The sequence below is a fragment of the Colwellia sp. PAMC 20917 genome (assembly GCF_001767295.1).
Taxonomy (GTDB): domain Bacteria; phylum Pseudomonadota; class Gammaproteobacteria; order Enterobacterales; family Alteromonadaceae; genus Colwellia_A.
This window is the reverse complement of the sequence record NZ_CP014944.1, coordinates 2,092,798-2,106,618: the sequence shown is the minus strand read 5'-3', so window position 1 is coordinate 2,106,618 and position 13,821 is coordinate 2,092,798. Positions and strand designations below refer to the sequence as shown.

Below are 13,821 nucleotides of genomic sequence, written 5' to 3'. Positions count from 1 at the left end.
GTTTACGAAAATGGCTATAGTTAAATGTAAACCTACTTCTCCGGGTCGTCGCCACGTAGTTAAAGTGGTAAACACGGAGTTGCATAAAGGTAAGCCTTACGCACCATTACTAGACACTAAGTCTAAGTCTGGTGGTCGTAATAATAACGGTCGTATTACGGTTCGTCATATTGGTGGTGGTCACAAACAACATTACCGCATGATCGATTTTAAACGTAATAAAGATGGTATCCCTGCAAAAGTTGAACGTTTGGAATATGATCCAAACCGTTCTGCTAATATTGCACTAGTATTATATGCTGATGGTGAACGTCGTTACATCCTAGCCCCTAAAGGCTTAAGCGCTGGAGATACAGTCCAGTCAGGTGTTGATGCTCCAATCAAAGCTGGTAATACTATGGCTTTACGCAACACACCATTAGGTAGTGTTGTGCATGCAATCGAACTTAAACCAGGTAAAGGTGCTCAAATAGCACGTGCTGCTGGTACTTACGCTCAACTAGTTGCTAAAGACGGTGCATATGTCACTTTACGTCTTCGCTCTGGCGAAATGCGTAAAATTGAGTCTGACTGTCGTGCTACTTTAGGTGAAATCGGCAATTCTGAACACATGCTTCGCTCTTTGGGTAAAGCTGGTGCTTCAAGATGGCGCGGTGTTCGCCCAACTGTTCGTGGTGTTGCCATGAACCCAGTTGATCACCCACACGGTGGTGGTGAAGGTAAAACGTCTGGCGGTCGTCACCCGGTATCCCCTTGGGGCGTACCAACTAAGGGTTACAAGACTCGTTCAAACAAACGTACTGATAAATTTATCGTGCGTCGTCGTACTAAATAGTACATTTAATTAATACTCTGATTGTTTGAGCTTGGTTTACTTTGGTAAAGTTAAGTTCAACATGAAGGGTAAATAAAGAGGATTCACCATGCCACGTTCTCTCAAGAAAGGTCCATTTATAGACCTACACTTGCTGACGAAGGTAGAGAAAGCTCTGGAAAGCGGGAATAAAAAGCCAATTAAGACTTGGTCCCGTCGTTCAATGATCATCCCAACGATGATCGGATTGACCATAGCTGTCCATAATGGCCGTCAACACGTACCTGTATTTGTAACTGATGAAATGATCGGTCACAAATTAGGAGAATTTGCACCAACTCGTACTTATCGCGGTCATATCGCTGATAAGAAAGCGAAGAAATAGGGGAAATTGAATGGAAGCTATCGCTATACATAAATTTGCCCGCGGTTCTGCTCAGAAAGCACGTTTAGTTGTGGATCAAATCCGCGGCTTACATGTAGAGAAAGCACTTGAAATTTTAACTTTTAGCAACAAATCAGCTGCTGAATTAGTTAAAAAAGTACTTAACTCTGCAATTGCTAACGCTGAACATAACGAAGGTGCAGACATTGATGAACTTATCGTAAAAACTATTACAGTTGACGATGGTCCTACAATGAAACGTATTCGTCCTCGTGCAAAAGGCCGCGCGGATCGTATAATTAAGCGCACAAGTCACATTACTGTGATCGTGTCTGATTCTTAGGAGTATATTAGTATGGGTCAAAAAGTTCATCCTAACGGTATTCGCTTAGGTATCACGAAACCTTTCGCGTCTACGTGGTTTGCAAGTAACAAAGACTTCGCTGAAAATTTACGCGGTGACCATTTGGTTCGCGAATATTTGAAAGAGAAGCTTGTTCGTGCATCATTATCAAAAGTAGTTATTGAGCGTCCAGCTAAATCTATCCGCGTAACAATTCATACGGCTCGTCCGGGTGTTGTTATCGGTAAGAAAGGCGAAGATGTTGAGAAACTACGCTTAGCAGTTTCTAAAATTGCTGGTGTTCCTGCTCAAATCAACATTGCTGAAGTACGTAAGCCAGAAATGGATGCGCAGCTTGTTGCTGACAGTATTGCTAGTCAATTAGAACGTCGTGTGATGTTTCGTCGCGCTATGAAACGTGCTGTACAAAATGCTATGCGTCTAGGCGCAAAGGGTATTAAAGTACAAGTAAGTGGTCGTTTAGGCGGTGCAGATATTGCACGTGCTGAATGGTATCGTGAAGGTCGTGTACCACTACACACTTTACGTGCTGACATCGATTACGCTATTGCACGCGGTAACACAACTTATGGTGTTATTGGTATCAAAGTGTGGATCTTTAAAGGTGAAATCATTGGTAACATGCCTCTACAGGCAGAAGTACCAGCGGCTAAACCTAAAAGAAAAAACAACCGCAAGCCTAAGTAGGAGCTAAGTAATGTTACAACCAAAACGTACTAAATTCCGTAAGCAATTTAAAATGCGCAACCGTGGTCTTGCACACGTCGGTAGCTCAGTTAGCTTCGGTACTTTCGGTTTAAAATCAATGGAACGTGGTCGTATGACTGCGCGTCAGATTGAAGCGGCACGTCGAGCAATGACTCGTCACGTAAAGCGTCAAGGTAAAATCTGGATACGTGTATTCCCTGATAAGCCAATTACTAAAAAGCCTCTTGAGGTTCGTATGGGTAAAGGTAAAGGTTCAGTGGAATATTGGGTATGCCAAATTCTACCTGGCCGTGTTCTTTATGAAATGGAAGGTGTATCGGAAGAAATCGCACGCGAAGCATTTGCTTTAGCAGCGGCTAAACTTCCGTTCAAAACATCTTTCGTAACTAGAACGGTGATGTAATGAAAGCTAGTGAATTAAAAGATAAAAGCATTGAAGAGCTAAATACTGAAATGCTTGCATTATTACGCGAACAGTTTAACTATCGCATGCAAGCAAGCACAGGACAATTAGCACAAACTCATTTGCTAAGAACGGTACGTCGCAATATTGCACGTGTAAAGACTATCATAACTGAAAAGGCAGGTAAGTAATGAGCGAAGCTAAAATCCGCACACTACAAGGTCGTGTTGTCAGTGATAAAATGGATAAGTCTATCACTGTATTAATTGAACGTCGTGTTAAGCACCCTATTTACGGTAAGTACCTTACACGTTCAACTAAGTTGAAAGTGCATGATGAGACTAACCAATGTAATGCTGGTGATTTAGTAACAATTCGTGAAGTTGCACCAATTTCAAAGTCTAAAAACTGGACTTTAGTTGCTGTAATTACTAAAGCATAATTTACTTTTTGTAAATTTGTTTTAACGAACGTGTTAAATAAAAACCCTATCACAGTGTGATAGGGTTTTTTTTTGCTTAAAATATTGCCGACAACTAATGGCTTGATGATGAGATGCCAATGGTGTTAAAGGATATTTTACTAGGGTGAATGCTTAGCAATTGTTTATTTTTTAACTAAATAAGGTATCACTTTCATTTTGGTGGTGTTATAATCTCGCGCCCTCCGGATTCGTCTGACGTTTTTATGGGGGCAGTAGAAGGCAGTGACGGGTCAAATTTCTGGCCTTAAATTATATCTAAGTTTGTTTAGATAAATAGCGGAGTAAAACTCAATGATCCAAATGCAATCACAACTGAACGTAGCTGATAACAGCGGCGCTCGACGTGTACAGTGTATAAAGGTTCTTGGTGGTTCGCACCGTCGCTACGCGCGTATCGGTGATATCATTAAAATTGCAGTGAAGGAATCAAATCCTCGCGGCAAAGTTAAAAAAGGTGATGTTCTGACTGCGGTAGTTGTGCGCACTAAGAAAGGTGTTCGTCGTTCAGATGGTTCAACCATCCGTTTTGATGAAAACGCGGCTGTAATGTTAAATGCTAACTTACAACCAATTGGTACTCGTATTTTCGGTCCAGTGACGCGTGAACTTCGTAATGAAAAGTTCATGAAAATCGTTTCACTTGCACCTGAAGTACTATAAGGAGTCACGATAATGGCATCTAAGATTCGTCGTGATGATGAAGTTATTGTACTAGCTGGCAAAGACAAGGGTAAGACTGGTAAAGTCACTAAAGTTCTTGTTGATGACGGCAAAGTATTTGTAGAAGGCATAAACTTGATCAAGAAACACACTAAGCCTGTACCTCAGTTACAGCAGCCTGGTGGGATTATTGAAAAAGAAGCTTCTTTACAAGTTTCAAACGTAGCGATTGTTAACCCTAAAACGGGTAAAGCAGATCGTGTAGGCTTTAGAATTGAAGACGGCAAAAAAGTTCGTTTCTTCAAATCTAACAACGAACTAGTTTAATTATTGGAGTAAACGATGGCGAAACTGCATGATTTTTACAAAGATACTGTTGTAAACGACCTTCAGAAGAAGTTCGAATACAAAAGTGTCATGCAAGTCCCTCGGATTGAAAAGATCACCCTTAACATGGGTGTTGGTGAAGCTATTGCTGATAAAAAAGTATTAGACCATGCCACAAATGATCTTACTGCAATCTCAGGTCAAAAACCAGTTACGACTGTAGCACGCAAATCTGTTGCGGGCTTTAAGATTCGTGAAGGTTATCCTATTGGTACAAAAGTAACTCTACGTGGCGAACGTATGTGGGAATTTTTAGAGCGTTTAATTTCGATCTCTATTCCTCGTATCCGCGATTTCCGTGGCTTAAACCCTAAGTCATTCGATGGCCGTGGTAACTACAGCATGGGCGTACGTGAGCAAATAATCTTCCCTGAAATCGATTACGATAAAATCGATAAAATTCGTGGGATGGATATTACTATCACTACTAGCGCGAAGAATAATGAAGAAGGACACGCATTGTTGTCTGCCTTTAGCTTCCCGTTTAAGAACAAGGTGTAGAGTTATGGCTAAAACGTCAATGAAAGCTCGTGAAGCTAAAAGAACCAAATTAGTAGCACAGTACGCTGAAAAGCGTAGTGCATTAAAAGCAATCATCTCTAACGATAATTCTTCTGAAGAAGATCGTTGGGATGCTGTATTGAAACTTCAAAGTTTACCTCGTGATTCATCAAGTAGTCGTCAACGTAACCGTTGTAACATTACTGGTCGTCCTCATGGTTTCTTACGTAAATTCGGTTTAAGCCGAATCAAATTGCGTGAAGCAATGATGCGTGGTGAAGTTCCAGGTCTTAAGAAAGCTAGTTGGTAATTCACGGGAGTAAATTGTTATGATGACTGATCCTATCGCGGATATGTTTACACGCATTCGCAACGGTCAATCTGCAGCAAAAGTTGCAGTTACAATGCCATCTTCTAAAGTTAAAGTTGCTATTGCAAACTTGCTTAAAGAAGAAGGTTATGTATCAGAGTTTTCAGTATCAGGCGAAGTTAAGCCTGAGTTATCTGTAACTTTGAAATATTTTGAAGGTAAAGAAGTAATTGAAACGATCAAGCGTGTTTCACGTCCTGGTCTTCGCATATACAAAAGCTGTGATGAACTTCCTAAAGTTCTTGCAGGTATGGGTATTGCAATCGTATCTACTTCTAAAGGTCTGATGACTGATCGCGCTGCTCGCTCTGCGGGTATCGGCGGTGAAATCATCGGTTTCGTAGCGTAAGGAGAAATATATGTCTCGTGTTGCAAAAGCACCTGTCGTTGTTCCTGCTGGCGTTACTGTTACGTTATCAGGTCAAGACATTATAGTTAAAGGTCCAATGGGCGAATTATCTCGCACGATCCATAGTGACGTTGTTATTTCTCAAGAAGAAAATAGCATCATTACTAATATCGTTGCCGATGTTAAAGGCGCTTGGGCTCAAGCCGGTACTACACGTGCTTTAATCCAGAATATGGTTGAAGGTGTAAGTACAGGTTATGTAAAAACATTGTTATTAAACGGTGTTGGTTATCGTGCAAAAGCTGATGGTAAGTCTTTAAACTTATCTTTAGGTTTATCACATCCAGTTAACCACGCAATCCCTGATGGGATTACTGTTGAAACTCCTAGTCAAACTGAAGTCATACTGAAAGGTGCTGATAAACAGTTGGTTGGTCAAGTTGCTGCAGACATTCGTTCTTACCGTAAGCCAGAGCCTTATAAAGGTAAAGGTATACGTTATAGTGACGAGCATGTTCGCCGTAAAGAAGCTAAGAAGAAGTAGGATAATACTATGGATAAGAAAACATCTCGTTTGCGCCGCGCTAAACGCGCTCGTGCAAAAATTAGCGAGTTGGGTGCGAATCGTTTAGTTGTATTTCGTACTCCTCGCCATATTTACGCGCAATTGATCGCTCCAACGGGTTCTGAAGTTATCGCATCTGCGTCTACTTTAGACAAAGAAATCAGTGCTCAGTTAGATAAAACAGGTAACGTTGCCGCAGCAACTGCAGTTGGTACAGCAATTGCTGAACGTGCAGTAGCTAAAGGGATCACTAGCATTGCTTTTGATCGCTCTGGTTTCCGTTATCATGGTCGCGTAAAAGCGTTAGCAGAAGCAGCTCGTGAAGCTGGTCTGCAGTTCTAGGAGTTGATAATGGCTAATCATAATCAAGAAAACTCACAACAAAGTGATATGGCTGAAAAGCTAATTGCCGTTAACCGCGTTTCAAAAGTGGTTAAAGGTGGTCGCATATTCAGTTTCACTGCACTTACAGTAGTTGGTGATGGTGCTGGACGCGTTGGTTTTGGATACGGTAAAGCACGTGAAGTGCCTGCTGCAATCCAGAAAGCAATGGAAAAAGCACGCCGTAACATAGTAACCGTAGATTTGAAGGGTACTACTCTTCAGCATGTCATTATTGGCAAGCATTCTGGTTCTAAAGTTTACATGCAACCAGCTTCTGAAGGTACAGGTATCATCGCCGGTGGCGCGATGCGTGCAGTACTAGAAGTTGCAGGTGTTCAGAACGTATTGTCAAAAGCATACGGTTCTACTAACCCGATCAACGTAGTTCGTGCTACTGTTTCAGCTCTTGCGAATATGAAATCGCCGGCAGGTGTTGCAGCTAAGCGTGGCAAAACCGTTGCAGACATACTGGGGTAATTGAGCATGGCTAAAACAGTAAAAGTAACTCAAATGAAAAGTTCTATCGGTCGTTTACCGAAGCATAGAGCTACATTAAGAGGTCTTGGATTACGTCGTATCCGTCATACAGTAGAGTTAGAAGACACTCCATCTGTACGCGGTATGATTAACACAGTATCTTATATGGTTAAGGTGGAGGATTAATTATGCATTTAAATACTTTATCTCCTGCACCAGGTGCAAAGAAAGCTAAGAAGCGCTGTGGGCGTGGTATTGGTTCTGGCATTGGTAAAACAGGCGGACGTGGCCACAAAGGTCAGAAGTCTCGTTCTGGCGGTAGTGTACGTCCAGGTTTCGAAGGTGGTCAAATGCCATTGAAACAACGTTTACCTAAGTTTGGTTTCACGTCACGTAAATCTTTAGTTCGCGCTGAAGTACGTTTACATGAACTAAACAACATCACAGGTGATGTTGTCGATATCTTTGCTCTTAAAGATGCAAACCTAATTACACGTAACATCAAAACAGCAAAAATTATGTTGTCTGGTGATATTAACCGTCCAATTACGGTTCGTGGTTTAGGTGTTACTAAAGGCGCACGTGCAGCTATTGAAGCTGCTGGCGGAAAAATCGAGGAATAGTACAGCATGGCTACACCAGGAATGGCTCCTTCAAAAGGTAGTAAAGGCGCAGGCGGAATGTCTGAGCTCAAGCAAAGATTATGGTTTGTTCTCGGCGCACTAATTGTGTTCCGTTTAGGATCATTTGTGCCAATCCCTGGTATTGACGCCGCTGTATTAGCTCAGTTGTTTGAACAACAAAAGGGCACCATCGTAGAAATGTTTAACATGTTCTCTGGTGGTGCACTTGAGCGAGCCTCTGTATTGGCACTTGGTATTATGCCGTACATCTCAGCTTCAATTATCATGCAATTGCTTACTGTGGTTCATCCCGCAATGGCAGAGCTGAAAAAAGAAGGTGAAGCTGGACGTCGTAAGATCAGTCAATACACCCGCTACGGCACGTTAGTTCTAGCGACAGTACAATCAATTGCAATTGCAAGAAGTTTACCAGGAATGATGCCGGGTCTAGTAATGGACGCAGGTTTTGGTTTCTACTTTGCCGCTGTAGTAAGTTTAGTAACCGGTACCATGTTTTTAATGTGGTTAGGTGAACAAATTACTGAACGTGGTATTGGTAACGGTATATCTATCTTAATATTTGCAGGTATTGTTGCTGGCATGCCTTCAGCTGTTGCACAAACAGCAGAGATGGCGCGTCAAGGTGAATTGCACTTATTAGTATTATTGCTGATGTGTGTCATAGTATTCGCTGTAACCTTTTTTGTAGTATTTGTAGAACGTGGTCAACGACGTATTGTTGTTAACTATGCTAAGCGTCAGCAAGGCCGTAAGGTTTTCGCCGCGCAAAGCACGCATTTACCGCTTAAAGTTAATATGGCTGGTGTTATACCACCTATCTTTGCATCAAGTATTATCTTGTTCCCCGGCACTCTAGCGAGTTGGTTTGGACAAGGTGAAGGTGCAGTTGCTGACTTTCTACAAGAAGTATCTATTGCTATTTCTCCAGGTCAGCCGTTGTACGTTATGTTACTTGCCGCAGCGATAATATTTTTCTGTTTCTTCTACACGGCTCTTGTTTTCAATCCGCGTGAAACAGCAGATAACCTAAAAAAATCAGGTGCGTTTATTCCTGGGATTCGTCCTGGTGAGCAAACGTCTAAATATATAGATAAAGTGATGACACGCTTAACCTTAGCGGGTGCGTTGTATATTACCTTTATCTGTTTGGTACCTCAGTTCATGATCATCGCATGGGACGTTCAGTTCTATTTCGGTGGTACATCATTACTTATTATAGTAGTGGTTATTATGGACTTTATGGCACAAGTACAAACGCATATGATGTCTCATCAATATGACAATGTGCTTAAGAAAGCTAACTTAAAAGGTTAGGTCGTTAGACTTAACTCAATAGGTAAACGGAGTATAAAATGAAAGTACGTGCATCCGTAAAAAAGATTTGTCGTAATTGTAAAGTGGTTAAACGCAAAGGCGTAGTACGCATTCTTTGTGTAGAACCAAAGCACAAACAAAGACAAGGTTAAGCTTAGATTAATCTAAGCTGACAGCAATATCTTTTAGAAGTAGCATTGTGCAGAGATTTCTGTATAATGCCGCTTCGATTTGCAGAAAAGAAGACGGGTTGGGTATCCTAACGGGCTTTCCAACCTGATAATTTTAACCTTAAATAGGAGATGTGTTAGTGGCCCGTATCGCTGGCATTAACATCCCTGATCGTAAGCATGCAGTAATCGCCATTACTGCGATTTTCGGTATCGGAGCGACTCGCGCAAAAGCAATTTGTGCAGCAGCAGGTATCGCAGAATCAACGAAGATCAGTGAATTAGACGAAGCAAAAATAGATTTGCTACGTGCTGAAGTGGATAAATACACCGTAGAAGGTGATTTACGCCGTGAAGTTTCAATGAATATTAAACGTCTTATGGATTTAGGTTGTTACCGTGGCATACGCCATCGTCGCAGTCTTCCATTACGTGGTCAACGCACTAAAACTAATGCGCGCACCCGTAAAGGTCCTCGTAAGCCAATTAAGAAGTAAGAGGAACTAGACAATGGCTAAAACACCTGTACGTACGCGTAAACGCGTTAAAAAACAAGTTGCTGATGGCATGGCTCATATCCACGCCTCTTTCAACAACACAATCGTAACTCTTACAGATCGTCAAGGTAATGCTTTATCTTGGGCAACTGCAGGTGGTTCAGGTTTCCGTGGTTCACGTAAATCTACCCCATTTGCTGCTCAGGTAGCTGCAGACCGCGCTGGCGCCGCTGCAAAAGAGTTTGGTTTGAAGAATATTGAAGTTTTCGTTAAAGGCCCTGGACCAGGACGTGAGTCTGCAATCCGTGCCCTAAATGCTGCTGGTTTTAAAATCACCAACATTACTGACGTAACGCCTATTCCTCATAATGGTTGTCGTCCTCCTAAGAAACGTCGCGTTTAATCGTACTTTTTTTAGGATAGTTGGAGAAAGAAAATGGCTAGATATTTAGGTCCTAAGTTAAAGCTTAGTCGTCGCGAAGGAACAGATTTGTTCCTTAAAAGCGGTGTTAGAGCAATTGACACTAAATGTAAAATCGAAACAATACCAGGTCAGCACGGCGCACGTCGCGGTCGTTTGTCTGATTACGGTATTCAACTTCGTGAAAAACAAAAAGTTCGTCGTATTTATGGCGTACTAGAAAAGCAATTCCGTAATTACTACAAAGAAGCGGCTCGTTTGAAAGGTAATACAGGTGAAAACTTGTTACAACTTTTAGAGATTCGTCTTGATAACGTAGTATACCGTATGGGCTATGCAAGCACTCGTGCTGAAGCTCGTCAACTAGTTAGCCATAAAGCTATCGTAGTAAACGGCGTAGTTGTTAATATTCCATCTTTCAATGTTAAAGCTGAAGATGCAGTTTCTATTCGTGAGAAATCTAAAACTCAAGCGCGTATCATCGCTGCTTTAGAATTAGCTGAGCAACGTGAGAAGCCAGTCTGGGTTGAAGTAGATAACAAGAAACTTGAAGGCGTTTTCAAACGTGTTCCTGATCGTTCTGACTTGTCTGCCGAAATTAATGAACAGTTAATTGTTGAACTTTACTCTAAGTAAAGTAGCACTTAAGAGAGGAAATATATGCAGGGTTCTGTAACCGAATTCCTTAGACCGCGATTGGTTGGTATTGAAACCATTAGCGCGACTCGTGCTAAGGTAACTTTAGAGCCATTAGAGCGTGGTTTTGGTCATACTTTAGGTAATGCTTTACGTCGCATTCTTCTATCTTCAATGCCAGGTTGTGCTGTAACTGAAGTTGAGATTGACGGCGTTCTACACGAATACAGTAGTAAAGAGGGTGTGCAAGAAGACATCATCGAAATATTGTTGAACCTTAAGGGATTAGCTATAAGTTTAGAAGGTAAAAACGAAGCTGTTATTACTTTAACTAAATCCGGTGAAGGCCCTGTAACGGCAGCTGATATCCAACATGACGGAGATGTAACAATCGCAAATCCTAATCATGTAATCTGTAATTTAACAGGTGAAGGTTCTATCAGCATGCGCATCAAAATTGAAATGGGACGTGGTTATGTTCCTGCTTCAGTTAGACGCGATGCCGAGGATGAAGATCGTGCAATCGGACGTTTGTTAGTTGATGCTTCGTTCAGTCCAGTTGTAAGAATTGCCTACGATGTTGACTCTGCCCGAGTAGAACAGCGTACTGATTTAGACAAACTTGTACTTGATATGGAAACCAATGGTACATTGGATCCAGAAGAAGCTATTCGTCGTGCTTCAACAATTTTAGCTGAACAGCTAGATGCGTTTGTAGAATTGCGTGATATTAAAGAAGTAGAGCCAAAAGAAGAGAAACCTTTATTTGACCCTATTTTGCTTCGTCCAGTTGATGATCTTGAATTAACAGTTCGTTCAGCAAACTGCTTAAAAGCAGAAGCAATTCAATACATTGGCGATTTAGTACAGCGTGCAGAAGTTGAGCTTCTTAAAACACCTAATTTAGGTAAGAAGTCTTTAACAGAAATCAAAGACGTTTTGGCGTCTCGTGGTTTATCTTTAGGTATGCGCCTTGAAAATTGGCCGCCTGAAAGCATCGCTGATAACGACTAATTCGTTTATCGTTTTTTAATAGTTTGAGAGAAGGATTAACTTATGCGCCATCGTCAAAGCGGTCGCCAGTTAAACCGTAATAGCAGTCATCGTCAAGCGATGTTCCGTAATATGGCAAGTTCACTAGTTAAGCACGGCGTTATTAAAACGACTGTAGCTAAAGCTAAAGAACTACGTCGCGTTGTAGAGCCACTGATTACATTGGCCAAGACCGACAGTGTTGCAAATCGCCGTTTAGCGTTTGCTCGTACACAAGATAAAGAAGTAGTAGGTATTTTATTTAACGAACTTGGTGCACGTTACCAAGAACGTCCAGGTGGATATACTCGCATTTTAAAATGTGGTTTCCGTACTGGTGATAAAGCGCCTATGGCTTATGTTGAATTAGTAGACCGTCCTGCATCAGATGTTGTTGCAGAAGAAGTTGAAGAGTCAGCAGAAGCTTAATTTAGCCTAGCTAAATTTGCTTTAAAATTAAAAACGGAGCTTCGGCTCCGTTTTTGTTTTTAAAAATAATGATAATCAACCCTAGTGTAAACTTGACCAACCTTAAAATTCTCCGTATAACATTTACCCCCACTCTTAAGAGAATCAATTATGTCATCACGTAATCCTATCATTGCTGTAACCGGATCATCAGGAGCAGGTACATCGACAACGATAGAGTCGTTTGCACATATATTTCGTTCATTGGGTATCACTCCGGCTACGGTTGAAGGAGATAGTTTTCATCGGTACTCTCGACAAGAAATGGACCTCGAAAAGCGTAAGGCGAGAGAAGACAGAAGAAACATTAGTTATTTTGGTGATGAAGCTAACGATTTCGACGCCTTAGAAAAACTTTTCAGCACTTATTCTGAAACGGGTAAAGGCCAGATGCGTCGATACCTACACACTTTTGATGAAGCCGTTCCCTATAACCAAATGCCGGGTACGTTTACACCCTGGGAAAAACTAGGTGATGGCACTGACTTACTCTTCTATGAAGGGTTACATGGCGGCGTGGTCACTGAAAAAAATGACGTAGCAAAACATGTCGACTTGCTAATTGGTATGGTACCGATAGTCAACTTAGAGTGGATACAGAAAATAATACGCGATACTAATCAACGTGGGCATAGTCGAGAAGCGGTAACAGCAAGCATAGTGCGCAGTATGGAAGACTATATCTCTTACATAACGCCACAGTTTTCAAAGACACATATCAACTTCCAGCGCGTACCGACAGTAGATACCTCGAACCCTTTTAGTGCTAAAGCGATACCAAGCCTTGATGAGAGTTTTGTGGTGATACGCTTTCGCGAAGCTACGGGAGTTGACTTTCCTTACTATTTATCGATGATTGACGGTGCCTTTATGTCACGGATCAACACCTTAGTTGTGCCGGGTGGGAAAATGGGGCTTGCCATGGAATTACTGTTAACACCATTGATCAGAGATTTAATGGAGAAAAAGCATCGCGCCAATAAGCAATTAGATTGGATGACTGATTTGTAGTAAATTGTGCTGTAACGTAAATTACAGCACATCGTGCATTTACTCTTCGACTATTTCAAAGTCATGGGTGATTCGTACAGTGTTATGTAGCATCAATGCTACTGAACAGTATTTGTCAGCAGAAAGCTTAACGGCGCGCTCGACGTGTTTTGCTGAAACTTCCTGACCTGTTATCACAAAGTGCAGATGAATATCAGAAAACAGTTTCGGCACTGAGTCTACACGCTTAGCTTCAATATCCACTTTACAACCACTGACGTTTTGCCTAGATTTATCAAGAATACTGACTACATCTACTGAGGAACAAGCCCCCAATGAAATCAATACATTCTCTAGCGGGCTAGGGGCAGACGCACCGGCGTTAGCGTCCAAAACAATCGTATGACCATTTTGCGAAGTACCCATGAATAACTCTTCACCCATCCATTTTACACTTGCTTTCATTGTTAGACCTTATATCTACTTATTAATGGGTAATATATTAACGTGCATCGGCTGAAACTTACTAGTGCTTCATCTAGATAATCAGAAAAAGAACCTTGAAGCCAACAAACAGCAGACAAAAGAAAATATCACTTGAGAAAAGTAATATCATTAGTATAATGGCGCCTCACTTCTTGAGTCTCTTTAAATTCCCAAACAAACTAAGATTCACCAGAAAAGTGTAACTCTTCATCTTAGATGGAAAGTAAACTAGGGGTATAGTTCCAATTGGTAGAACAGCGGTCTCCAAAACCGACGGTTGGGAGTTCGAATCTCTCTACCCCTGCCATATTT

At 41.5% G+C, this 13,821-nt stretch carries 26 protein-coding genes and 1 tRNA gene; 26 read left to right on the top strand and 1 reads right to left on the bottom strand.

What is annotated here, in order from left to right; all coding sequences use genetic code 11:
- The first annotated feature begins 10 nt into the window (after positions 1–10).
- From rplB to A3Q34_RS09015, 25 genes are all read left to right on the top strand, one after another.
- Positions 11–835 carry a 50S ribosomal protein L2 gene (rplB, locus tag A3Q34_RS09130; protein ID WP_070375076.1) on the top strand — a complete coding sequence of 275 codons (825 nt, stop codon included), beginning with the start codon at positions 11–13 and terminating at the stop codon, positions 833–835.
- An 88-nt stretch (positions 836–923) separates the two neighbouring features.
- Positions 924–1,199, top strand: a complete 276-nt coding sequence (rpsS, locus tag A3Q34_RS09125) for a 30S ribosomal protein S19 (RefSeq protein ID WP_070375075.1) — start codon at positions 924–926, stop codon at positions 1,197–1,199.
- A gap of 10 nt (positions 1,200–1,209) precedes the next feature.
- Positions 1,210–1,542 carry a 50S ribosomal protein L22 gene (rplV, locus tag A3Q34_RS09120; RefSeq protein WP_070375074.1) on the top strand — a complete coding sequence of 111 codons (333 nt, stop codon included), beginning with the start codon at positions 1,210–1,212 and terminating at the stop codon, positions 1,540–1,542.
- Positions 1,543–1,554: 12 nt separating this feature from the next.
- Entirely contained in the window at positions 1,555–2,250 is a 696-nt protein-coding gene (gene rpsC, locus A3Q34_RS09115; protein WP_070375073.1) for a 30S ribosomal protein S3, read from the top strand.
- Positions 2,251–2,260: 10 nt separating this feature from the next.
- Positions 2,261–2,674, top strand: a complete 414-nt coding sequence (gene rplP / locus A3Q34_RS09110; protein WP_070375072.1) for a 50S ribosomal protein L16 — start codon at positions 2,261–2,263, stop codon at positions 2,672–2,674.
- Entirely contained in the window at positions 2,674–2,865 is a 192-nt protein-coding gene (gene rpmC / locus A3Q34_RS09105) for a 50S ribosomal protein L29 (protein ID WP_070375071.1), read from the top strand. The genes rplP and rpmC overlap by 1 nt, the downstream gene beginning before the upstream one ends.
- On the top strand, positions 2,865–3,116 hold the full coding sequence (gene rpsQ, locus A3Q34_RS09100; protein ID WP_070375070.1) for a 30S ribosomal protein S17: 252 nt from the start codon (positions 2,865–2,867) through the stop codon (positions 3,114–3,116). Before rpmC ends, rpsQ begins: the two co-directional genes overlap by 1 nt.
- Positions 3,117–3,449: 333 nt before the next feature.
- On the top strand, positions 3,450–3,818 hold the full coding sequence (rplN, locus tag A3Q34_RS09095; protein WP_070375069.1) for a 50S ribosomal protein L14: 369 nt from the start codon (positions 3,450–3,452) through the stop codon (positions 3,816–3,818).
- A gap of 12 nt (positions 3,819–3,830) precedes the next feature.
- Positions 3,831–4,145: a 50S ribosomal protein L24 gene (gene rplX, locus A3Q34_RS09090; protein ID WP_070375068.1), complete on the top strand. Its 315-nt coding sequence runs from the start codon at positions 3,831–3,833 to the stop codon at positions 4,143–4,145.
- A 15-nt stretch (positions 4,146–4,160) separates the two neighbouring features.
- Positions 4,161–4,706, top strand: a complete 546-nt coding sequence (gene rplE, locus A3Q34_RS09085; RefSeq protein ID WP_070375067.1) for a 50S ribosomal protein L5 — start codon at positions 4,161–4,163, stop codon at positions 4,704–4,706.
- A 4-nt stretch (positions 4,707–4,710) separates the two neighbouring features.
- Positions 4,711–5,016: a 30S ribosomal protein S14 gene (gene rpsN / locus A3Q34_RS09080; protein WP_070375066.1), complete on the top strand. Its 306-nt coding sequence runs from the start codon at positions 4,711–4,713 to the stop codon at positions 5,014–5,016.
- Between the two features lie 19 nt (positions 5,017–5,035).
- Positions 5,036–5,425 (top strand): 30S ribosomal protein S8, encoded by a 390-nt coding sequence (rpsH, locus tag A3Q34_RS09075; protein ID WP_146799770.1) that lies wholly within the window; start codon positions 5,036–5,038, stop codon positions 5,423–5,425.
- 10 nt (positions 5,426–5,435) lie between these two features.
- Positions 5,436–5,969, top strand: coding sequence for a 50S ribosomal protein L6 (gene rplF, locus A3Q34_RS09070; protein WP_070375065.1), 534 nt, complete (start codon positions 5,436–5,438; stop codon positions 5,967–5,969).
- Between the two features lie 9 nt (positions 5,970–5,978).
- Positions 5,979–6,332 (top strand): 50S ribosomal protein L18, encoded by a 354-nt coding sequence (gene rplR, locus A3Q34_RS09065; protein WP_070375064.1) that lies wholly within the window; start codon positions 5,979–5,981, stop codon positions 6,330–6,332.
- 9 nt (positions 6,333–6,341) lie between these two features.
- On the top strand, positions 6,342–6,851 hold the full coding sequence (gene rpsE, locus A3Q34_RS09060) for a 30S ribosomal protein S5 (protein WP_070375063.1): 510 nt from the start codon (positions 6,342–6,344) through the stop codon (positions 6,849–6,851).
- A 6-nt stretch (positions 6,852–6,857) separates the two neighbouring features.
- Entirely contained in the window at positions 6,858–7,037 is a 180-nt protein-coding gene (rpmD, locus tag A3Q34_RS09055) for a 50S ribosomal protein L30 (RefSeq protein ID WP_070375062.1), read from the top strand.
- 2 nt (positions 7,038–7,039) lie between these two features.
- Positions 7,040–7,474 (top strand): 50S ribosomal protein L15, encoded by a 435-nt coding sequence (gene rplO / locus A3Q34_RS09050; RefSeq protein WP_070375061.1) that lies wholly within the window; start codon positions 7,040–7,042, stop codon positions 7,472–7,474.
- Positions 7,475–7,480: 6 nt separating this feature from the next.
- On the top strand, positions 7,481–8,809 hold the full coding sequence (gene secY, locus A3Q34_RS09045) for a preprotein translocase subunit SecY (protein ID WP_070375060.1): 1,329 nt from the start codon (positions 7,481–7,483) through the stop codon (positions 8,807–8,809).
- A gap of 38 nt (positions 8,810–8,847) precedes the next feature.
- Positions 8,848–8,961 (top strand): 50S ribosomal protein L36, encoded by a 114-nt coding sequence (gene rpmJ / locus A3Q34_RS20055; protein WP_083277954.1) that lies wholly within the window; start codon positions 8,848–8,850, stop codon positions 8,959–8,961.
- Positions 8,962–9,119: 158 nt separating this feature from the next.
- Entirely contained in the window at positions 9,120–9,476 is a 357-nt protein-coding gene (gene rpsM, locus A3Q34_RS09040) for a 30S ribosomal protein S13 (protein ID WP_070375059.1), read from the top strand.
- A 13-nt stretch (positions 9,477–9,489) separates the two neighbouring features.
- Positions 9,490–9,879: a 30S ribosomal protein S11 gene (gene rpsK, locus A3Q34_RS09035; RefSeq protein ID WP_070375058.1), complete on the top strand. Its 390-nt coding sequence runs from the start codon at positions 9,490–9,492 to the stop codon at positions 9,877–9,879.
- A gap of 33 nt (positions 9,880–9,912) precedes the next feature.
- Entirely contained in the window at positions 9,913–10,533 is a 621-nt protein-coding gene (gene rpsD / locus A3Q34_RS09030; protein ID WP_070375057.1) for a 30S ribosomal protein S4, read from the top strand.
- 24 nt (positions 10,534–10,557) lie between these two features.
- The gene (locus A3Q34_RS09025; RefSeq protein WP_070375056.1) at positions 10,558–11,547 is read left to right on the top strand and encodes a DNA-directed RNA polymerase subunit alpha; all 990 of its coding nucleotides are present in this window, start codon (positions 10,558–10,560) and stop codon (positions 11,545–11,547) included.
- 42 nt (positions 11,548–11,589) lie between these two features.
- Positions 11,590–11,994: a 50S ribosomal protein L17 gene (gene rplQ, locus A3Q34_RS09020; RefSeq protein WP_070375055.1), complete on the top strand. Its 405-nt coding sequence runs from the start codon at positions 11,590–11,592 to the stop codon at positions 11,992–11,994.
- A 150-nt stretch (positions 11,995–12,144) separates the two neighbouring features.
- A complete protein-coding gene (locus A3Q34_RS09015) occupies positions 12,145–13,044 on the top strand; it encodes a phosphoribulokinase (protein WP_070375054.1) in 900 nt (299 codons plus the stop codon).
- A 39-nt stretch (positions 13,045–13,083) separates the two neighbouring features.
- Here A3Q34_RS09015 and A3Q34_RS09010 read toward each other — a convergent pair whose 3' ends face one another.
- Complete coding sequence (locus A3Q34_RS09010) at positions 13,084–13,488, bottom strand: OsmC family protein (protein WP_070375053.1); 405 nt, start codon at positions 13,486–13,488, stop codon at positions 13,084–13,086.
- A 251-nt stretch (positions 13,489–13,739) separates the two neighbouring features.
- Between A3Q34_RS09010 and A3Q34_RS09005 the strand changes: the two genes are divergently transcribed.
- A tRNA-Trp gene (locus A3Q34_RS09005) sits at positions 13,740–13,816 on the top strand.
- Positions 13,817–13,821: the final 5 nt, after the last annotated feature.